Genomic DNA, 19,423 nt, shown 5'->3' on the forward strand with positions numbered 1-19,423 from the left:
TTTTCGTTCTACCAAGTGATTTTTTCAAATCCTATTGAGACGTCATCCCCGCCACCTGGTTCGTCAGACCTGATGTTCCACGTTAGCCTGAACTTGGCAGTGCTCGATGCAGGCGTAAAGTTGAAGGTATAGTTGGTTTTAATTGGCTTAGAAGAAATTCGCGATTGATAGTTACCCACCAACTCCCAGCCATTCCCGTGGTCAACCTCAACTTTTAACTGTGATAGCCCACCAATATCTTGCGTTGAGAGGATTTGATAATGCAATGTACTGGCAGAGCCCACGGACAGGCCAGCAATCGTTCCTTCAAAGCGAGATGAGTGGTTGGAATTGTGGTAGTCACCAACCCATGCCCTTGGGTAGGAACCTGGATCAGAGCAAAAAGTAAGACTTGCAGGTTTCCACGCCCAGCTGCCGTTACTACAAAACTTATTGAAGGTGACTTGAGCAGGATCATTATCGGTAATGGTGACACTGGCTGAACTCAGGTCACTCTTATTGGTGTTCACCCACGCATCCATCGAAAACTGTTCACTGGCCTCATGCACCGAGTCATTGACCGTAGGTACCGCAATACGCACCGATGTCACGCCTTGTGGCAGGCTGATGTCAGTACCTGTTGATGAAAGGGTGGCCGACCCGGTTGAGTTATCAGAGAACAGTAATGCCACGGTGTTTGTAAAATCAGTGGTCACTTTCGCCGTACCATCTTTCAGAGCGACGTGCAGTTTGGTGTTTGTATCACTGGTGGCTTTGTCAAAGTTAACGGTGAAATAGGCTGTCGCGCCTTCTGCTACCGAGTTCGAAGCCAGCGTAATGCCAGAGACCGTTGGTTTCAGGTCACTCGGGAACACGGTCTTATCATAACAAGTGTGATCTTCAGAGGTGACAGTGGCCATTGCACTTATGCGACTAGGGAACAAGCCCACCGCTTTTTTCTCGCCGGTAGAAGGTTTGATGCGGAACAGGTGGTTACTGTTCACGTTACCTGAAACGTTTTGGTTCTTGGCGGCAACCAGCATTTGTCCGTTTTGATCCAGCGTCGCTGCGGCAACTAAATCAATAAAGTGGAAGGCTTTCAGGGTTTGTGCACCTGTGGTGGTATTAATCACGAAGGTGCGGCTATTGGTCACAAACAGCAGTTCACCGTCCTGAAACACAAAATCGCCCCAACTGGTAAAGCCGCCAAATTTCAAGTCGTCAGAAAAGTCAGCGATGTGCGTGGTCTCACCTGTGGTTGGGTTGACCTTGAAAATGGTTCTTGCGTCTGACGCATAAAGCTCACCAGAGTCTGGGTCAAATGCCATACGCATAATCTGCTTATTGACGGTTGGACCTGCGACATGCTGTCCTGTTGCCGGATCCATATACGCCAATTGATAGCTTTCGATGCGGTTAGCGTGCAGGTCTAAGCTTTTTAGCTCTTCATCTGTGTAGGTTCCTTCAGGAACATCCACATAGTAAGACGTTGGCTGAGGTGCGCTGGCGTAATACAGACGATCAGTGACGCGATCGTATGACATGCTGGAAGCACTGAAGTGTGCACGGGAATGGAAAATCGAACGATCAACCGCATCAGCGAAGTATCGGGACGACATTTGCTTGGCTTCCTTCACATCAAGCAACATGCCTGCGTGTCCGCGACCTGCATTCATAGAGTAAACGTTACCGGCACAGTTGGCGAATGCCTGCAATGAAGTCAATGTTCCAGTAATGATTACAGCAGTGAGAAGTGATTTTTTTATTTTTGTCATATTTGTAATCCATGGGTGGTTTGTAAATCTATTCATCCTGATTAGCTATATCAGGATGGTCGATTAATTTTTGTGTTCTCGCTTCTGAAACAGTAGCGATAAGAAGAGTGTATTGAAATGTTCCAACGAAATGTTGATGAAAGATGATAAGCGTATTTTTTTAATAAATTATTAGGAAATAAATACGTGTTATTTGGTTGGTCGATTAAGAAAGTAGTGCGGGCAATCTCAATAGAAATGATTTTGCTGGTAAAAAAGAATGAATAATGGGTGAATTAGATGTTCTTCTTGAAATGAACTTGCATGTCTGAATTTATTAGCATCGCTGATTGATAATTTGGTTGAGTATCAGCATGTGAGACGACACTCCTCAGAATGTTGAATTAAAAAAGGTGAACAAGCAGCCCACCTTTTTATGTTTTCTCATGCATATCTATCGGCTACAGCAGTTTTTACTTTTTTGCTTTGCTCGATACATGGCTTCATCTGCATGCCGGATTAAGGAAGTGGTATCTTCAGCATCGTCTGGGCACACTGCAATTCCAAGGCTCAGCGTCACCGGGATGGTTGCACTGACCAGTTTTAGTCCGGTTTCAATAGATACGACCAACTTTTCGGCGATCTCCATGGCTTCGTCTGCTTCGCGAAGATTGGTGAACAGCAGTACAAATTCATCACCACCAATTCGGGCAACAAAGTCACCATCACGCAATGCTTCCTGAAAAATACGAGCGGCGGCTTTAAGCACTTCATCGCCAATATGGTGACCCAAGGTGTCATTGACGGTTTTGAAGTTATCAAGATCAGCGAACATAACTGCAAACGGGAAATGCTCTTTGCTGTAGCTTTTTGTCATGTCTTGCAGACGATCTGTAATGAGCTGCCGAGTTGGAAGTCCTGTTAACATGTCGTGGTGCGCCATGTAAGTCAGCTCTTTTTGTAGCTTATCTTTTTCAATGGCATTGCTTTTAAATACCTCCAGCGCTTTGGCCATGTGGCCGACTTCATCTTTCCGCTCTGATACAGAAATGTTGATGTCCAATTCATTGTTAGCAATACGGTTCATCATTGATGACATGGCAGCGATCGGCTTTGCAATGTCTGAAGCAAGAAAATATCCGACGATAAAAATAACGACGGTTCCTGCCAGCACTGAAAAGGCTAACGCACTGACAAAAACGCGAAGAGGGCTCAATATTTCGTCTCGCTCTATTTCAGCGATGATTGCCCAATGCAGCGACATAAAGTCAAAAGGCGCGAAGGCAGTGAGTACTTCCATCCCTCTGTAATCTTGCTCAAACTGAACGCCAGAAACGCCACTGAGTGCTTTCACAGCAGACTCGGTATGAACAGAGGCTTCCAGAATACTTTCTCCATCAAGAAATCGGGAATTGCTTCGCATCAGCTCATCAGAACCAATCAGAATGGTTTCACCGGTCTCCCCCATACCTGCGCTGATTTGCATGACACTGTTGATATATTTAATTGGCATTTCGAAGATGAGGACGCCTATGTATTCCTCACCATTTTTGTGTATGGGTGTAGCGAAAAAGGCTTCAGGTTGATTGAAGCTGGGCTCATATCTTTCGAAATCAGTTAGGTAGGCATTACCCACAGAAGGGTTCTTATTGACCATTGTAAATGCCTGGGCCAAGTGAGTGTCTTTCCATTTGCCATTGAGAAGATTAGTGGCAAAGTCATCTTCTTTTTTGACGGTATAAAGGATATTGCCCGTTTTATCGACGAGGAAAATATCAAAGTATCCATGCTCAGCGGCTAGATTACGGAAGAAAGGGTGATATTTTTTATGGGCTTGGCTATATGCAGAACCATCTTCGGCATTCAGCAAAGCTTCTTTTTGGCCGACATCGAATGGGTTATCAGTAATATAAAGCGATTGAAGAGTTGATTGCTGATGACGACCTAAATCTGCCCATGCCTCAGAGATTTCAATCACTGCATCTCTCGTCTGAGGTGAGCGAGCGTGAATAAAGAGATCTCGCTTTACCGTATCAAAGTACTGAAGTAGCGATTCCTTCCTTGAGTCGAGCAGCGCAACAAGTTTTGACTCCGCAGAGAGGATGAGCTGTTCTGATGCGAACTTGTAACTCATTATTCCCGTTGTAATTGAAGATAAAAGCGCGAAAGAAATAATTACCAGTGGCAGTTTTCTTGTGATTTTGACGTTTTCTAACATTTGACCTCCCCAAGCCCTTTGAAAAGTATAGGAAGTGAGTCGTCAAACGAGAGGTTGTTTATGCGGTGTTATTCATGTTTTTACAAGCTAGCAGTACAGTTAGCGTGAACGGACTCAGTTTTGCCCGCCTTGTATTGTCACAATCATTCTTCGTGTACCACCGTGGTCTCGATGCTCACCCAGATAAATACCCTGCCAGGTTCCTAAGGCCAATCTACCGTTGCTGATTGGAATCATGACACTTGCGCCCAAGAGCGATGCCTTGATGTGCGCTGGCATATCGTCGTCGCCCTCGTAGGTGTGCTGATAGTAAGGTGCGCGCTCTGGCACGAACTGGTTAAAGTGCGCTTCCATGTCGCTTCTCACCGTTGGGTCAGCGTTTTCATTGAGTGTCAGACTGGCCGAAGTGTGTTGAATAAACAGGTTCACCAAGCCGACATCCAGGCTGCGAATTTCCGGTATTTGCTTTACCACTTCGTCGGTGATCAGGTGGAAGCCTCTTGCGCGGGGACGTAGGCTAATTGTTTTTTGTGTCCACATTTAAAACAACCTGCTTTAAAAATTTTGGGTAGAGTGCGTGACGCTGCGAGTTCAAGTTGGTTAATCGGTCGTCACTGACCTAGCGCAACATTGCAGCAATTTTTTCGTGGCAAACTGTCACGCCCTTGGTGCCTGTTTTGAACAGGCATTGGATTTTATACCTAGATGTCCTGAAATCTACAACTGAGCAGTATTTGGGTATACCATTATGCGATTCTGGAGGCTGCCCCGAAACAAGGCGGCCTACCTCTGTAACGTGGGAAGGCAGTGCCCGCGATAACAGACTCTGTCTACAAAGGAACAATGATTATGTTGAAGTCCATCAATCCGACGCAAACCGCAGCGTGGAAAGCGCTGACGGCTCACTTTGAAGATGCGCAGGATTTGACCCTCACCTCGCTTTTCGCCAACGATCCGAACCGTTTCGATAAGTTCTCTGTGCAATTCGGCAATGACATCCTACTGGACTATTCAAAGAACCTGATCAGCGAGCAAACGCTGGACAAACTGTTCGCATTGGCTGATGAAACGGAAGTAAAAGGCGCTATCGAAGCGATGTTCCGTGGTGACAAGATCAACCACACTGAAGGCCGCTCAGTGCTGCACGTTGCCCTGCGTAACCGCAGCAACACGCCAGTGATGGTCGATGGCGAAGACGTGATGCCTGCAGTTAACGCTGTGCTGGAGAAAATGAAAGGTTTTTCCGAGCGTCTTATCAGTGGCGAGTGGAAAGGTTACACCGGCAAAGAAATCACTGACATCGTGAACATCGGTATCGGCGGCTCTGATCTGGGTCCTTACATGGTGAGCGAAGCGCTGGCTGCTTACAAAACACGTTTGAACCTGCACTTCGTTTCTAACGTTGACGGTACACACGTTGCGGAGACCTTGAAAGATCTGAATCCAGAAACAACCCTGTTCCTGATTGCATCAAAAACTTTCACGACGCAAGAAACCATGACCAATGCTCTGTCTGCGCGTGATTGGTTCCTGGCATCAGCAGAAGATCAGGCGCACGTAGCGAAACACTTCGCTGCGTTGTCTACCAACGCACAAGCCGTTGCTGAGTTTGGCATCGATACCGACAACATGTTCGAGTTCTGGGACTGGGTGGGTGGCCGTTACTCACTCTGGTCTGCGATTGGTCTGTCAATCTGTCTGGCCATTGGCTACGACAACTTTATTGAGTTGCTGGCTGGCGCGCATGACATGGATAAACACTTCCAAAGCTCGCCGTTCACTGAAAACCTGCCTGTGCTGCTGGCACTGATTGGTCTGTGGTACAACAACTTCCACGGCGCGGAATCAGAAGCGATTCTGCCTTATGACCAGTACCTGCACCGCTTTGCGGCGTACTTCCAGCAAGGCAACATGGAATCAAACGGTAAGTATGTGGACCGTGACGGCAAGCCTGTTGACTACCAGACCGGCCCAATCATTTGGGGCGAGCCAGGTACCAATGGTCAGCACGCGTTCTACCAGCTTATCCACCAAGGCACCAAGCTGATCCCATGTGATTTCATTGCACCTGCAATCAGCCACAACCCGCTGAGCGATCACCATCCTAAATTGATGGCGAACTTCTTCGCGCAAACGGAAGCACTGGCATTCGGTAAAACCCGCGAGCAGGTAGAAGCAGAATTCGCAGCAGCGGGTAAATCGGCTGAGGAAGTGGCGGATCTGGTACCGTTCAAAGTCTTTGAAGGCAACCGCCCAACCAACTCAATTCTGGTGAAGCAAATCACCCCTCGCAGCTTGGGTGCGCTCATCGCAATGTACGAGCACAAAATCTTCGTACAGGGCGTGATTTGGAACATCTACAGCTTCGACCAGTGGGGCGTAGAGCTGGGTAAACAGCTGGCGAACCAAATCCTGCCAGAACTGGCGGATCAGGATGAAGTGACCAGCCATGACAGCTCAACCAATGGTCTGATCAACGCGTTCAAACAGTGGCGCGCATAATACCAATCGTAGTAAATATCTGCTCATCCTAGCTTGTTAAAATGCTCGATAACTGCGTTGAAAAATTTAATTGTAGAATAACTACTTATCGAAATTTTCCGCCTTGTTCTCGAGCATTTTCCCTGCGCTATTTCTGAACAGCTACCCACTGTGATTGGTATAATCGCTGAAGTTTGAATGTTAGAAACAAAAACGCCGCATCAATGATGCGGCGTTTTTTATGAGGGTATTTTCTGCTCAGTCGAAGCAAATTTCGATATAGGCACGGCCAAATTCGGAATCGAACGGCATGATGATGATCTGACCTTCACTCTTATGGGTGATGGTATGTTCACGGCCAGATACCACAATCGGGGTCGCCATATCAAAATCGAAGCCTTTTTCCGCCAGCAGACGTTTGGCTCCACCGGTCACCATATTGGTGATTTCGCCCACCATGTCGGTGACATCCGCATCAATAGAAGTGGGTCTTTCGCCCAGCATGCGGCTCATGATTTCCAGCGCCAGTTCTTCTTCAAAGGTCACAGAGAAAGAGCCTTTGGTCTTTGGACCGACCATGCCAATAAGACCGGATACATCGCCCTTGGCGACTTCAGATTTCTTTAGCTGAGGCTTTTTAGGCGTAATTTCCAGCTGCGCCATGGTGGTCAGCACGTTTACCAACGAAGACAAAAAAGGGTTTACAAATTCAGCGCGCATAATAGTTCTTTACCGTCCTACTGCATTTTCTGTGTCGCCACCTGGCAGGCGTGACAGGTTCCATGTGTTTCAACTACGTGATGACTCACTGCAAAGTTAACCTGATTGGCTTTTTGCTGAAGAGCTGTCGACAGTGTGTCAGTGTGACACTCTTCGACTGTGCCACAAGAGTTACAAATCAATAGCTGTGAACAATGTTGCTCATGTCCGGGCAAGCAGCAAGCAATAAAGCTATTTGTTGACTCCACTTTGTGCACAAAGCCCTGAGAAAGCAAAAAATCGAGCGCGCGGTAAACCGTCGGTGGTTTGGCTTGCGGCTCTGTTTCGCGCAATACGTCCAGCAAATCATAGGCGCTAATCGCCCTTTTGCTCTGGACGATAATCTCATATACCCGCTCGCGCTGTGCTGTCAGACGGACACCGCGCTGCTCACAAAGCGATTGAGCTCGGGCAATTAATTGTGAAAGATTGGCCATAAGACCTCAAAAATCAGGCTGAGGAAAACATTCTATCACAGCCAACAAATCACGCACCCGCCAAGCCGTGACCGGCGTTCGCCTTTAGATAATTGTAGATGATACTTCAGCGCGGAAAGGGTACAACGCCCAGGGTTTGAGCGTGCTTTTCACTGTTTTGTTTTAATCGAGAGTATGTTCCCGGCAAATCAGCTCCCCTCCTGCGGCATCCAGCGTTTCCTTGGTCAACTCGCAGAAGAACTTACCATCGGCAATGGGTTGATGGAATTTGCAGGTTTTACAAAGCCCAAAGCTGGCACTATTGGTAGCTTTTTGCATGCTACGTAGCAGGGTCTCGAGTTGCTCCCTCAGTGCGTGTTGACCTTCGCCCAACTGCTCCAATCCATTTTGCAGCACGGTGGGAGGAATCGCGCTTTTCGCGACCTCTTCGCCTTTTTCCGTTAACACCAGATGGGTGACACGGCGATCAACCGGATCTTTCTCTTTGGTTAGGAAACCTTTTGAAGCCAGAAGGGTGATGGACTGAGAGGTTGTGCCTTTGGTGATCCCCAAAAACTCAGTGACAGCAGCTGGTGTGTCGCTGAATTTGTTGCAGCGGGAGAGGTAATACAGCACTTCCAGATGCACAGGGTGCAGGCCATGCTCCACGCCAACCAAGCGCACTTCGTTGCGGTAGAGGGTCGTGATGCGTTCGAGAATGTCACTCAAAGGGTCAATGTGGCTCATTCGTTTTCCCTGCAAAAAGGTTTTTTGTCGAAACTATGTTGACAAGTTTAGCAGGATCCTTATTCTGAATAAAGTTTCGATACGAAACCAAAATTCAGAATACAAGGAGTTCATGATGAGAAAGACATCTCTTGCTTTAGCCCTTTTCGGGGCTATCAGCTCGGTACAAGCACATACCAGCGCCCATGAAGGGCATATCGTCAGCGCTAAGAACGGTGCGATTTCCCCGACATTCGATATTGTTCACGCCAAAGTCGTGAAAAATGGCGGCTCACTGACGTTCCAAACAGAAGTAGCCGCTGACATAGGTGAGGAAAAGCCGACAGCAGTTGGCAAGCTCGCGGGTTCATCGGTTTATAGCTACGTTTGGCCAACCTCGCTCAACTCGGCAGACATTGGCTTTGATGAGGGCAAAGGCATTGTGGCGCTCGCGGTTACTGCGCACCCAGATTTTGACGATACCCCGCGTTACGACGAAAACAAAGATGGCAACAAAGCCAACGATGGTAATGAATGGCACTCGCACTGGGTGGTATTGACCGAAGACAAAGCCTGTCCAGCTGGTCTAAAAGTCCGCGACATTCCAGAAGGAGCCACACCCAAAGTGCCTGTGACCTGGCCGGAGCTTCCAATCTATATCGACAGTCCGGGCTATGAACCACGCTTTACCAGCACAGAATTAACGGTGGAAGTGCCAGTTAAAGACATTGGTTTTAAAGACGACTTCAACTTCGATGCCGTGACGTCAGTGCTTAAAGTGAATGCGAGTGTGCACAACCCGCTGCTTTGCGTGACCGCCGTTGATGATATTGCCTCTGGCGATCTGTCGCTGCCCGGTTTCACCAAATAAGAAGGAGAGTGCGAATGGCGATTCATGTTTATGACACCTACGCGACCTCATCTTCCGGGAAAATCCTGCATTTTGATGTGTTGCTTCGGGAGAAAAGCGACGAGTTAGCGGTGAAATATGCCAAAGCTTGGCTGGCTGAGATTGGCGAAGCGGATGCCACTGTAAAATCTGGCAACTGTGCGTTTTGCCACACCGCCGCTGACTTGCCTGAGTTTGATAGTGAGATAAACGAAAAAGGATATGCGATATACAAATTGGAAGGATGCCCTGTGTGACGATGGGTAAATCTTCAGAAAATGAAGGGCATAGCCGCGGGCTATGCCCTTTGTGTTTCCGGTGTCAGAATGTATGTGAAAGCACTGCACCTTCACGACTTGGGCAAACGCCCGAGTTAGGGTAGAATCCGCACACTTTTTTATCAGGTACTGTATGAGACAGTGCCTTTGCGTGACCAAGTGCAATGAGGTTTATCCATGCTGAACGAAACAACTGACATCCAAAACTCATCATCAGGCGTTGTGTCTGAGGGTGTGTCCTACCCGTCAGCGCGCTTCAGTGTGGCTCCGATGCTTGATTGGACTGACCGTCATTGCCGCTACTTCCACCGTATTCTGTCTAAGAACGCTTTGCTTTACACCGAGATGGTCACCACGGGTGCGATCATTCACGGTAAAGGTGACTTTCTGGCGTTTAACGAAGAAGAGCATCCTGTCGCGCTGCAATTGGGTGGTTCAAACCCTGCTGATCTGGCGACTTGTGCCAAACTGGCGGTTGAACGCGGCTACGATGAAATTAACCTTAACGTGGGTTGCCCGTCTGATCGCGTTCAAAATGGTCGTTTCGGTGCTTGTCTGATGGGCGAAGCGGAACTGGTCGCGCAGTGTGTATCGGCAATGAAAGAAGTGGTCGATATTCCGGTGACCGTAAAAACCCGTATCGGTATCGACGATCAGGACAGCTATGAGTTTCTGGTCGATTTCGTGCGCACCGTGAGCGAGAAAGGCAGCTGCGATAACTTCACCATTCACGCCCGTAAAGCGTGGCTTTCTGGCCTGAGCCCGAAAGAGAACCGTGAAATTCCGCCGCTGGATTATCCGCGCGTTTACCAACTTAAGAAAGACTTCCCGCACCTGACCATGGCAATCAATGGTGGTATTAAATCACTGGAAGAAGCGGAAGAGCATCTGAAGCATCTGGATGGCGTCATGATTGGCCGTGAGGCTTACCAAAGCCCTTACATGCTGGCAGAAGTGGATAACCGCCTTTTTGGTGGCGATGCACCAATCATCAAGCGAAGTGACGCTGTGAAAGCCATGTTCCCTTATATTGAAGCGGAACTGAGTAAGGGCACTTACCTGAATCATATCAGCCGTCACATGCTGGGCTTGTTCCAAAACATGCCGGGTGCGCGTCAATGGCGTCGATACATTAGTGAAAACGCGCACAAACCGGGTTCAGGCGTTGAAGTGCTGGAAGCCGCACTGGCGAAAATCCCTGCGCATCTGGATGTGTAAATTAGTCTGGTTAAATTTAACGCAATAGTCGGTAAAATTTGCCAAGAATAAACGAAGCGCCGCAGTCAAACTGCGGCGCTTTTTCTTTATCTGTTTGTTTTAAAAGGAATTGATAAAGTTGGCCTGCTTCGTGCAATACCTAATACAAACAAGAAAGAGTCACTGACCTTAGGAGGGTATGATGATCGAGTTTCTGTTTATTGTTGGTTTTACGATTGCACTGTTAGCAACGGGTATCAGCTTTCTGGGCATTGTCGCTGCCATGGCGGTGGGATTTATCGTGATGGCACTGGCAGGCATGATTGGCTTGGTATTCAAAATGCTGCCATGGATTTTGCTGGCTGCGGTGATTGTCTGGTTGCTCAAAGGCCGCGATAAAACAGCCACCCAAGCGCGTGATTACTGCTATAAACGCTCACGTCGCTACCACCGAGCGCGCCGTTATTAAGCGGCGCTACCATTGAATCGGGCTATGATTAAGGCAAAAGGTTTCGCATAAAAATCCGGCAGATTATGCGGAATCTTTGTCTTGGTTTTGCTATAGTGCTCGCAAACCATAAACTCAAAAAATGTAAGGCGGAGCCCTTTCAATGAAAAAACTAAACCTTTCTCTGGCTGCACTGGCAGTGGCTGGTGCATTCGCAATGCCTGCACAGGCAGCAGTGCTTTTAGGGGCTAAAGTTGGCGCAGATGCATGGTATGCAGATGCGAAAGTCAACGACGTTCGTGCCGACGATGCAAGCGTTCAGCCTTCTTACTACGCCGCTTTCGAACACTTCATTCCTCTGGTGCCAAACGCGAAAATCCGTTACACCGGCGTGGAGTCTGCAAAGTTTGACGTGGACTTCACCCAGTACGATCTGATTGCGTACTACGAAATTCTGGATAACGACCTGATCTCTTTCGATATTGGTCTGAACCTGCAGAAATTCGACGGTCGCTTCACTGGTCGTAGCTTCGATGAGTGGCAGCCAGCGGTTTACTCTGATGTGCGTCTGGGCATTCCAGCAACCCCAGTTTCTCTGTTTGGTACCTTCAGCTTTGGTAGCTACGACGACACCAGCACTGTTGATGCAGAAGCGGGTGTGTTGTTCACTCTGGGTCTGGTTGCCGCTGACCTGAACTTCAAAGCGGGTTACCGTGTTCAGGACTACGACTTCAACTACTTCGGTGCGAACGACGGTAAGTTCTACAACGACGGTTTCTTCGGTGGCGTAGAGTTCAACTTCTAAACCCTGGAAACGTTGAAAAAACCGCGCAAAGGCGCGGTTTTTTTGTGTCTGTAGTCTCGTGAAAGTTGCTGGTTCGCTTACGGTTTTCCGCCAGGTTTGTCCTGTTCTTTCACGGGTTGGAAACCCACGACGGCGAGAATCACAAACGCCAGTGTACAGCCGGAGACCACAAGCAGGGCGGTGACATTCAATTGCTGATACAGCGCAAACCGGATGAGCTCCACGCCAAAAGTGAACGGATTAAAGCGACAGATTTCATACAGCCAGAGACTTGCTTCCTGCATTTTCCAAAGCGGATACAGCGCCGAAGAAAGGAAAAACATCGGGAAGATGACAAAGTTCATCACCCCGGCAAAATTCTCCAGTTGTTTGATGCGCGAAGCGATAACAATGCCCAGTGCACTGAGCATCAACGCGACAAGGAAAAGGGCGGGGATCACCAGCACATAACCCATGGGCTCCAGCGGTCTATCGTACAACGCAGCGATCACAAGAAAGGCACCGACCTGAAGCACACTCACCAAAGCACTGGCTATTTGTTTGGAAAGCAGCAAAAAAGGGCGCGGCAGTGGGCTGGTCAATAGCACCTTGATGCTTCCCATTTCCCGGTCATAGACAATCGAGAGTGAGCTTTGCATGCCATTGAACAGCAAAATCATGGCGCAAAGACCGGGCAGGATATATTCCTCGTAATTGATGTAGGTGGCGTAGGGTTCCATGATGGCAATGCCAAGCGCTGCCCTGAAACCTGCTGCAAACACCACGAGCCACAGAAGTGGCCTGACGAGGCTGGCTGCAAACCTTGCCCGTTGGGAGAAAAAACGCAGCCATTCGCGATAGCAAATCCCGACAAACGCATACCAATAGCTCATCGGCCGTCCCCCTCGTTATCTGCGGTCAGGGTGGCGAAGACTTTCGCAAGTGTCGGATGCTTGTGCAAGGCTCTAAGTTCACTGGCCTTGTTGTGTGCTCGTAAGGTGCCGCGATGCAGGATCAACACATCATCATGGTCGTCGACTTCTTCAATCAAATGGGTCGCCCAAAGAACACATAATGGCTGCTGCTCGCAAAGGCTTCTTACTGCGTCAGAAAGGGATGCCCGCGCTTTCGGATCAAGCCCGCTGGTGGGCTCATCCAACAACAGAATAGAGGGTGAATGCATTAATGAACGGACAAGTTCTGTGCGACGCCGATGCCCGCCATTTAAGGTGCGGACTTTATCGTTCAGACGATCGGTAAGGGAAAAATGCGCCAACAGAGGCGCTGCTTTTTCGAGGCTCTGTTTTTTGCTGTAGCCATGCAGGGCGCCGTAATAACTGAGGTTTTGCCCTACGGTCAAATCAAGGTCCAGAGTGCTTTGCTGGAACACCATGCCGAGCTTCGCCATGGTCTGGCGGGATGGCGTTTCTCCCAGTAAAGCGATTTCGCCCTGTTGGATAGGCGTTAAACGGGTGAGCAAGGAAAACAGGGTGCTTTTCCCTGCACCATTCGGGCCAAGAAGCATGTGGAGGCCGCGCCCCAGCGCAAGGGAGAGATCGCTCAGGGCGCAGCGCGAACCATAGTGGTGAGACAAACCGGAAACTTCAATCATGTCAGGTGTCTCACCTCTCCTTATTCCGCTTGACCAACAGCCACTCCCCAAGGATAGCGACCGACTTTTACGGTTTTCACCACTTTGCGGTTCGGAACGTCAATGATCGACACATCGCCGCTCACGCCATTGGTCGCCAGCAATTTATCCTGTTCGCCATTGAAGGCCATTTGCCATACACGGCGACCCACCAAAAGATAATCTTCCACTTCCAAGGTATCAGTATTAACCACGGCAACATGGTTTGCTGGTCCCAATGCGACAAATGCGGTTTTGCCATCTGCTGTGATTTTCACACCGACCGGCTGCACTTTGTCTTTGTGGACGCCTTTGGGCGCAAAGCCGATTTTCTTGATGATTTCTTTGGTGTCGGTGTCGATCACCGCTACCGTGCCACCAATTTCAGCGCTTACCCAAAGTTGCTCACCGTCTGGGGTAAATTCGGCGTAACGCGGGCGGGCATCAACCAAAGTGTTATGCACCATCTGGTTAGATTCGGTATCAATCCAGTGCGCCATGTTGGAGGTTTCAGAGGTGATGATGGCGATTTTTCCATCCGGGCTCACCGCCACACCTTCTGGCTCAACACCCACTTCCACTTGCGCAACCACGCTGCTGGTTGGAATGTCGACCACGGTCATCAATGCATCGTCTTCGTTGGCAATGTATAGGCGTTTGCCATCCGGGTGCAGGGCAAAGAGCTCAGGATCGTCGCCAGAAGGGAGATCGCCAACAATAGTGTTGGTGGCAAGATCGAGAATTTGTACGGTGTCGGACTCGCTGGCACAGATAAACAGTTTGGTGCCGTCTTTACTGAGTTCCACGCCGCGGGGACGATCTCCCACCTCAATGGTGTCAATCACTTCCATTGTGTTCATGTCTATCACACTGACGGTGTCATCCTTTTCGTTTGCCACATAAGCCACCTCCTTTGCCAAAGCGGGAGTGGCTAACAGCACCGAGAAGACCACGGCGAGAATCGATTTCGAATAATTCATTGTGATGTCCTTATTGTTAGCTGTCGTTCGATGAAACAGAGTTAAAACTGGCGGCACTGGCTTTGCGCTTCATCGATACCGAGCGAATCAAGCTCATTTCTGGGATGAAGGAAACCCTCGAATGGGGCGCTGGCCACCAGCGCTTGCGAGTCAAACAAAGGCACGGTTTGACGGAGTTGACCATTCCATGGCCGGTAGGTCAGCTTGCGGCCTTTGTAGGCCGCAAGCTGGAATTTGTCGCTCATGATGAAAGGCAAAACGGTTTCCACGTCGCCTTTGTTGAGTACGGTCACCGCTTCATTGATGGAACGAACTGCCACCCAAGCGGCGTAGTCTTTGGCGGTCATGGGGCGGTCGAATTGCTTGGTAAAGCGGTTCTGAAGCTGAATGGCACCCCATTGTTCGATGACGTAATGCCAGCCATCTGCACGTAAACCGTGGGTGCCGACAACCGGGCGAGGCAACCAGGTGTTGTAAGGCAGGTGCTGACCGAACAGATTGCTTTCATCAATCACCCAGACCAAGTCGTAATCACGGGCTTGCGTAAAGAGGGGAAGTTCTGCCGATGCAGTGCGGCGAAGGTCGGTATCAAAATTCCAGACCTTTTCTTCAATGACCTTTTGGTTGAATTTCTTCAGGGTTTGTTTGGTCGCCGTCAGGAAGGCGTTGTCTTCGGCAGTGGTGCCTGACACCAAAAAGACATCATTCAGGCGTCGTACACGCATCCACTGTCCCAGTGCATCAGCACGCATGGTGTAACTGAGCGCGGTATGCAGGGTGTTAGGCAGGCAAACATCGCGTCTCAATGCATCGTCCTGATTACCGATATTAAACAGCAGCGCATCTTCTGGCAGTGTTTTACGGAGCGCTTGCAGAGAAGGTGTGTCGAGATCAGCAAGGAAGTATCGCACCCCTTCGTCATACCAAGTCTTCGCGGTGGTATTGAGCGCAGTGGTATCGTCATTGGTTTCCGCGCGAAATACGTACTTTTGCCCCAGAAATTTCCCGGTGCCATTGGCATCGCCCACAGAGAGCTCTGCCCCTGCTTCCCCGTTATTTTCCGGTTCTGCAAGGTACGCAGGAACAGCGGTCGTGGTTTCTATCGGCTGCCTTAACATGCCGATTTCTACATTCACGGCGGCGTGCGACGAGACGGAATAAAACATCAGCGCTGCCCACAACAAGGCGGCGTAATTGATTGTTTCTTTGTGGTTTGACGCTTTTTCCATAGCGAATGCTGCTCCGTAAGTGCCTACGGTTTTACTGTATGCAGCGGTGGCATATTTGCCAAAAGCAAGGACGAGATTTTCTGAAAATTCATCCCAAAGAATGAGGAATATCCCCGCTTTTGTACCATGTCCCCAAACTCTCGCCGCTCCTACACTTTTTCCAACGCTGACCAATTAAGGAGTCGAGAGACATGGAAAAGGTTGAACGCAACATTTGTATTTTCACGGCGGTGGCACTGGTTTCTGTGCTGAGTACCCAACTGGCATTTGCCCATGGCGATGTCACCCCACAATCCATTGATACCTCCACCATTCCCACGCTTGGACAAGAGTGGTCTGAGACCAACCCTTACCGTGAACTCGATGGTGATGTGAGGGTGGAAATCGAGCGTCTTGGCGCGTCGGCCTATAACCAGAACTGCGCACGATGCCATGGTCTTGAAGGTATTTCAGGTGGTATCGCGCCGGATTTACGCATGCTTGCACCGGACTATGACGGTGACGAGTGGTATGTCTACCGGGTGCAAAATGGTGCGGTTCGTAACGGCGCGGTTTACATGCCGAAAATGACCGAACACCTCAACCAGGAAGCACTGTGGGCGATCCGCACCTGGCTGGAATCTGTGGCGCCGGATAACGGTTAACAGGAGGGCGACGGGATGAAGTTGGTCACTGTCATTCGGACACTTTGCTTGCTGCTGTGCATGGCGCTGACTGCGCCATCCCACGCGCTTTCCTATGACGATATTCAAGCCCGTGGCGTGATTGCCATTGCGGTCTACAACGATTTCCCGCCGTACTCGTTCAAGGATGAGAATGGAAATCCGGCGGGCATTGATGTGGAGCTTGCTAAAGCACTCGCTAAGGGGCTGGATGTCGAACTCGACCTTCGCTGGATGACGCCAGACGAAACGGTCGAAGATGACATGCGCAATTACCTTTGGAAAGGGATGAATCTGACCAGCGAAGACGGCCAGCGGGTGAAAGCCGACGTCATGTTACGGGTGCCGTATGACCGCGAATTCGCTATGAAGCGTGACGATATCGGTCATCCCGCGCATGAACTGGTACATATGTTCGCGCCATATCAGCAAGAGCGTTGGTTGATGGCTTACGATGCGGCCAAGCTCGACAGACCACAAACTGCCGCCCGTTTTATGTATCACCCGGTGGGCGTTGAAGTGGATACGGTGCCTCAGTTCTTCGTTACCACTGCCTATGGGGGGCGTTTCCGCGAAAAAAGCCGCACTTACCCCTCTACACCGGAAGCATTTCAGGCGCTCAACGATGGTGAAGTCTCTATCGTGATGGGCACTGCTTCGCAGCTGGAATGGCTGCATCACAACAACAAAAAGCCGCAAGCCAACGAGCAACTCACCGAACTTGCGTTCCCACTTCTGGGGCGCAGCGAATGGGAACTCGGCATTGCTGTGCATTCGAACTACCGTCAATTGGCCTACGCACTGGAAGATATTGTGATGGTTCATATCAACAACGGCGACTTTGTCCGCTGGGGTGAACGATTCGGGGTGGATTACCAACTCCCTGAACGTTTCCGTCCTAAGCCCGATGTCGCCGATGAAGGGGCTATCGCACAGACACCGTAATTCCAAACAGCCTGTTATCTCTCGCGAACCGAACTCTCCCTCATGGCGATGCGGGGGCAGGGCAGGCACGACTAAAACGAAACAAGCATTCAGCCAACAATGAGGTATCCCTATGACAATGAAGTCATTTAAACGTTGCGGACTCTATGCCGCACTCTCGCTCGCGATGACGGCTTCGCCCGTTTACGCGGGTGTCACGGACAAAGACATCCTCGCCGATCAGGAGACCATAGAGGACGTGGTGACTTATGGTCTTGGGCTTCGTGGTCAGCGCTACAGCCCGATAGACACCATCAACCGTGAGACCGTCAAAGAAATCCGTCCTGTGTGGGCCTTCTCTCTCGGTGGGGAAAAACAGCGTGGTCAGGAAAGCCAGCCCATGGTGAAAGATGGCGTTATGTACATCACAGGTTCCTATTCCCGTGTGTTCGCGATTGATGCGAAAACCGGCGAAGAGCTGTGGCAATACGACGCGCGCCTGCCGGATGGCATCATGCCCTGTTGTGACGTGATTAACCGTGGTGTCGCGCTTTACGATGATTTGGTTATCTTCGGTACCTTGGACGCCAAGCTTGTGGCGCTGGATGCGAAAACCGGTAAAACCCGCTGGAAAAAAACCGTTGATAATTATCAGGATGGCTACTCCATTACTGCGGCACCCATTGTGGTGAAAGGCAAAGTGATCACCGGTGTATCAGGCGGTGAGTTTGGTATCGTTGGTAAGGTTAGAGCTTATGACGCAAAAACCGGTAAGTTGGTCTGGGAACGTCCAACGGTCGAGGGCCACATGGGCTACGTCTGGAAAGACGGTAAGAAAACTGAAAACGGGATCTCAGGCGGTGCGCCGGGGAAAACCTGGCCAGCAGACCTCTGGAAAAGCGGCGGCGCAGCACCTTGGCTAGGCGGTACTTATGATGCCGACACTGACCTTTTATTCTTCGGCACCGGTAACCCAGCGCCTTGGAACTCACACATGCGTCCGGGCGACAACCTATTCTCTTCTTCACGTCTCGCGATCGACCCGGATGACGGCAAAATTGTCTGGCACTTCCAGACCACGCCGCATGATGGCTGGGACTTCGATGGTGTTAATGAACTGATTGCGTTCGACTACACCGAAAACGGTAAGAAAGTGAAAGCAGCGGCGACGGCCGACCGTAACGGATTCTTCTATGTTCTGAACCGCACCAACGGTGATTTCATCCGTGGCTTCCCGTTTGTGAATGAAATCAGCTGGGCGACGGGGCTCGATGACAAAGGCCGTCCGCTTTATGTCAAAGACAACCGTCCGGGCAACCCATCTGGCGAGAAGCAGGGTAAAACAGTGGAAGCTGTGCCTTCCTTCCTCGGCGGTAAAAACTGGATGCCAATGGCATACAGCCCGGATACCGGCCTGTTCTATGTGCCTGCTAATGAATGGAAAATGGACATCTGGAATGAGCCTGTCGCTTACAAAAAAGGTGCGGCTTACTTAGGTGCGGGCTTTACCATCAGAACACTCAATGATGAGTATATTGGCGCACTGCGCGCCTACGATCCAAAAACCGGTGAGCGCGTTTGGGAATACAAAAACTACGCGCCACTGTGGGGCGGTGTCATGACCACGGCAGGCGGTCTGGTGTTCACGGGTAACCCGGAAGGTTATCTGATGGCATTCGATGACAAGACTGGCGAGCTGCTTTACAAGTTCAACACTGGCTCTGGCATCGTAGGTAGCCCTGTGACCTGGGAAATGGACGGTGAGCAGTATGTGTCCGTACTTTCCGGTTGGGGTGGTGCGGTACCGCTGTGGGGCGGTGATGTGGCCAAACGTGTCAAAGACTTCAACCAAGGTGGCATGGTCTGGACCTTTAAGCTGCCGAAAAGCTGATGCTTTCAAACTAAAGTAAAAATCAACAAGGCCGGATGATTTCCGGCCTTGCTGCGTTTTGGTGCATAACAATCCGGCGGGGTATTGAATTTGTGACGGCCTCCTTTCCGGAAATCCTCAGATACTGAAGTGAAAGCAACATTATCCTCCTCTCTGTCTCCCTCCAAAGTATGAGATT

19 protein-coding genes are annotated in these 19,423 nt (G+C 50.0%); 9 read left to right on the forward strand and 10 right to left on the reverse strand.

The annotated features are described in order from the left end of the window. Nucleotides 1–8: 8 nt before the first annotated feature. The 3 genes from D515_RS14035 to D515_RS14045 all read right to left on the reverse strand — a co-directional run bounded on the left by D515_RS14035 (nt 9) and on the right by D515_RS14045 (nt 4,491). Nucleotides 9–1,754: a YncE family protein gene (locus tag D515_RS14035; protein ID WP_039850123.1), complete on the reverse strand. Its 1,746-nt coding sequence runs from the start codon at nt 1,752–1,754 to the stop codon at nt 9–11. 433 nt (nt 1,755–2,187) lie between these two features. Further along, complete coding sequence (locus D515_RS14040; protein WP_239643978.1) at nt 2,188–3,867, reverse strand: GGDEF domain-containing protein; 1,680 nt, start codon at nt 3,865–3,867, stop codon at nt 2,188–2,190. Between the two features lie 198 nt (nt 3,868–4,065). After that, on the reverse strand, nt 4,066–4,491 hold the full coding sequence (locus D515_RS14045; protein WP_002539432.1) for a secondary thiamine-phosphate synthase enzyme YjbQ: 426 nt from the start codon (nt 4,489–4,491) through the stop codon (nt 4,066–4,068). Nucleotides 4,492–4,800: 309 nt separating this feature from the next. Between D515_RS14045 and pgi the strand changes: the two genes are divergently transcribed. Next, nucleotides 4,801–6,453, forward strand: a complete 1,653-nt coding sequence (gene pgi / locus D515_RS14050) for a glucose-6-phosphate isomerase (RefSeq protein ID WP_002539434.1) — start codon at nt 4,801–4,803, stop codon at nt 6,451–6,453. A 237-nt stretch (nt 6,454–6,690) separates the two neighbouring features. On the opposite strand, the gene D515_RS14055 is transcribed toward pgi, so the two are convergent. The 3 genes from D515_RS14055 to D515_RS14065 form a co-directional block, all read right to left on the reverse strand. After that, nucleotides 6,691–7,152, reverse strand: coding sequence for a chemotaxis protein CheX (locus tag D515_RS14055; protein WP_002539436.1), 462 nt, complete (start codon nt 7,150–7,152; stop codon nt 6,691–6,693). A gap of 17 nt (nt 7,153–7,169) precedes the next feature. Then, nucleotides 7,170–7,628: a zinc uptake transcriptional repressor Zur gene (zur, locus tag D515_RS14060; RefSeq protein WP_002539437.1), complete on the reverse strand. Its 459-nt coding sequence runs from the start codon at nt 7,626–7,628 to the stop codon at nt 7,170–7,172. A 162-nt stretch (nt 7,629–7,790) separates the two neighbouring features. Then, nucleotides 7,791–8,354, reverse strand: a complete 564-nt coding sequence (locus D515_RS14065; protein WP_002539438.1) for a MarR family winged helix-turn-helix transcriptional regulator — start codon at nt 8,352–8,354, stop codon at nt 7,791–7,793. 115 nt (nt 8,355–8,469) lie between these two features. On the opposite strand from D515_RS14065, the gene D515_RS14070 reads away from it, so the two are divergent. The 5 genes from D515_RS14070 (at nt 8,470) to D515_RS14090 (ending at nt 11,950) form a co-directional block, all read left to right on the forward strand. Next, nucleotides 8,470–9,204, forward strand: coding sequence for a hypothetical protein (locus D515_RS14070; RefSeq protein WP_002539440.1), 735 nt, complete (start codon nt 8,470–8,472; stop codon nt 9,202–9,204). Between the two features lie 14 nt (nt 9,205–9,218). Further along, the gene (locus D515_RS14075) at nt 9,219–9,479 is read left to right on the forward strand and encodes a DUF2024 family protein (RefSeq protein WP_002539441.1); all 261 of its coding nucleotides are present in this window, start codon (nt 9,219–9,221) and stop codon (nt 9,477–9,479) included. 198 nt (nt 9,480–9,677) lie between these two features. Continuing rightward, nucleotides 9,678–10,718: a tRNA dihydrouridine(20/20a) synthase DusA gene (dusA, locus tag D515_RS14080; protein WP_002539442.1), complete on the forward strand. Its 1,041-nt coding sequence runs from the start codon at nt 9,678–9,680 to the stop codon at nt 10,716–10,718. A 181-nt stretch (nt 10,719–10,899) separates the two neighbouring features. Next, entirely contained in the window at nt 10,900–11,166 is a 267-nt protein-coding gene (pspG, locus tag D515_RS14085; RefSeq protein WP_002539445.1) for an envelope stress response protein PspG, read from the forward strand. A gap of 142 nt (nt 11,167–11,308) precedes the next feature. Continuing rightward, complete coding sequence (locus tag D515_RS14090; RefSeq protein ID WP_002539446.1) at nt 11,309–11,950, forward strand: TIGR04219 family outer membrane beta-barrel protein; 642 nt, start codon at nt 11,309–11,311, stop codon at nt 11,948–11,950. Between the two features lie 77 nt (nt 11,951–12,027). Here D515_RS14090 and D515_RS14095 read toward each other — a convergent pair whose 3' ends face one another. Genes D515_RS14095 through D515_RS14110 form a run of 4 tightly spaced genes read right to left on the reverse strand, consistent with a single transcriptional unit; the run spans nt 12,028 to nt 15,768 of the window. Next, the gene (locus D515_RS14095; protein WP_002539448.1) at nt 12,028–12,822 is read right to left on the reverse strand and encodes an ABC transporter permease; all 795 of its coding nucleotides are present in this window, start codon (nt 12,820–12,822) and stop codon (nt 12,028–12,030) included. Then, nucleotides 12,819–13,541, reverse strand: coding sequence for an ATP-binding cassette domain-containing protein (locus tag D515_RS14100; protein WP_002539450.1), 723 nt, complete (start codon nt 13,539–13,541; stop codon nt 12,819–12,821). The genes D515_RS14095 and D515_RS14100 overlap by 4 nt, the downstream gene beginning before the upstream one ends. Before the next feature lie 20 nt (nt 13,542–13,561). Beyond that, entirely contained in the window at nt 13,562–14,539 is a 978-nt protein-coding gene (locus D515_RS14105; RefSeq protein WP_002539451.1) for a PQQ-dependent catabolism-associated beta-propeller protein, read from the reverse strand. Nucleotides 14,540–14,580: 41 nt separating this feature from the next. Beyond that, nucleotides 14,581–15,768 (reverse strand): ABC transporter substrate-binding protein, encoded by a 1,188-nt coding sequence (locus D515_RS14110; protein WP_002539452.1) that lies wholly within the window; start codon nt 15,766–15,768, stop codon nt 14,581–14,583. A gap of 191 nt (nt 15,769–15,959) precedes the next feature. On the opposite strand from D515_RS14110, the gene pedF reads away from it, so the two are divergent. The 3 genes from pedF to D515_RS14125 all read left to right on the forward strand — a co-directional run bounded on the left by pedF (nt 15,960) and on the right by D515_RS14125 (nt 19,245). Further along, on the forward strand, nt 15,960–16,412 hold the full coding sequence (gene pedF / locus D515_RS14115; RefSeq protein WP_002539454.1) for a cytochrome c-550 PedF: 453 nt from the start codon (nt 15,960–15,962) through the stop codon (nt 16,410–16,412). Between the two features lie 15 nt (nt 16,413–16,427). Next, nucleotides 16,428–17,375, forward strand: coding sequence for a substrate-binding periplasmic protein (locus D515_RS14120; RefSeq protein ID WP_002539456.1), 948 nt, complete (start codon nt 16,428–16,430; stop codon nt 17,373–17,375). A gap of 112 nt (nt 17,376–17,487) precedes the next feature. After that, entirely contained in the window at nt 17,488–19,245 is a 1,758-nt protein-coding gene (locus tag D515_RS14125) for a PQQ-dependent methanol/ethanol family dehydrogenase (protein ID WP_002539457.1), read from the forward strand. Nucleotides 19,246–19,423: the final 178 nt, after the last annotated feature.

Source organism: Grimontia indica (assembly GCF_000333895.2).
GTDB classification, from domain to species: domain Bacteria; phylum Pseudomonadota; class Gammaproteobacteria; order Enterobacterales; family Vibrionaceae; genus Enterovibrio; species Enterovibrio indicus.

Coding starts and splice junctions, on each gene's coding strand:
- D515_RS14035 (WP_039850123.1), bottom strand. CDS start 1,754: ATGACAAAAATAAAAAAATCACTTCTCACTGCTGTAATCATTACTGGA.
- D515_RS14040 (WP_239643978.1), bottom strand. CDS start 3,867: ATGAGTTACAAGTTCGCATCAGAACAGCTCATCCTCTCTGCGGAGTCA.
- D515_RS14045 (WP_002539432.1), bottom strand. CDS start 4,491: ATGTGGACACAAAAAACAATTAGCCTACGTCCCCGCGCAAGAGGCTTC.
- pgi (WP_002539434.1), top strand. CDS start 4,801: ATGTTGAAGTCCATCAATCCGACGCAAACCGCAGCGTGGAAAGCGCTG.
- D515_RS14055 (WP_002539436.1), bottom strand. CDS start 7,152: ATGCGCGCTGAATTTGTAAACCCTTTTTTGTCTTCGTTGGTAAACGTG.
- zur (WP_002539437.1), bottom strand. CDS start 7,628: ATGGCCAATCTTTCACAATTAATTGCCCGAGCTCAATCGCTTTGTGAG.
- D515_RS14065 (WP_002539438.1), bottom strand. CDS start 8,354: ATGAGCCACATTGACCCTTTGAGTGACATTCTCGAACGCATCACGACC.
- D515_RS14070 (WP_002539440.1), top strand. CDS start 8,470: ATGAGAAAGACATCTCTTGCTTTAGCCCTTTTCGGGGCTATCAGCTCG.
- D515_RS14075 (WP_002539441.1), top strand. CDS start 9,219: ATGGCGATTCATGTTTATGACACCTACGCGACCTCATCTTCCGGGAAA.
- dusA (WP_002539442.1), top strand. CDS start 9,678: ATGCTGAACGAAACAACTGACATCCAAAACTCATCATCAGGCGTTGTG.
- pspG (WP_002539445.1), top strand. CDS start 10,900: ATGATCGAGTTTCTGTTTATTGTTGGTTTTACGATTGCACTGTTAGCA.
- D515_RS14090 (WP_002539446.1), top strand. CDS start 11,309: ATGAAAAAACTAAACCTTTCTCTGGCTGCACTGGCAGTGGCTGGTGCA.
- D515_RS14095 (WP_002539448.1), bottom strand. CDS start 12,822: ATGAGCTATTGGTATGCGTTTGTCGGGATTTGCTATCGCGAATGGCTG.
- D515_RS14100 (WP_002539450.1), bottom strand. CDS start 13,541: ATGATTGAAGTTTCCGGTTTGTCTCACCACTATGGTTCGCGCTGCGCC.
- D515_RS14105 (WP_002539451.1), bottom strand. CDS start 14,539: ATGAATTATTCGAAATCGATTCTCGCCGTGGTCTTCTCGGTGCTGTTA.
- D515_RS14110 (WP_002539452.1), bottom strand. CDS start 15,768: ATGGAAAAAGCGTCAAACCACAAAGAAACAATCAATTACGCCGCCTTG.
- pedF (WP_002539454.1), top strand. CDS start 15,960: ATGGAAAAGGTTGAACGCAACATTTGTATTTTCACGGCGGTGGCACTG.
- D515_RS14120 (WP_002539456.1), top strand. CDS start 16,428: ATGAAGTTGGTCACTGTCATTCGGACACTTTGCTTGCTGCTGTGCATG.
- D515_RS14125 (WP_002539457.1), top strand. CDS start 17,488: ATGACAATGAAGTCATTTAAACGTTGCGGACTCTATGCCGCACTCTCG.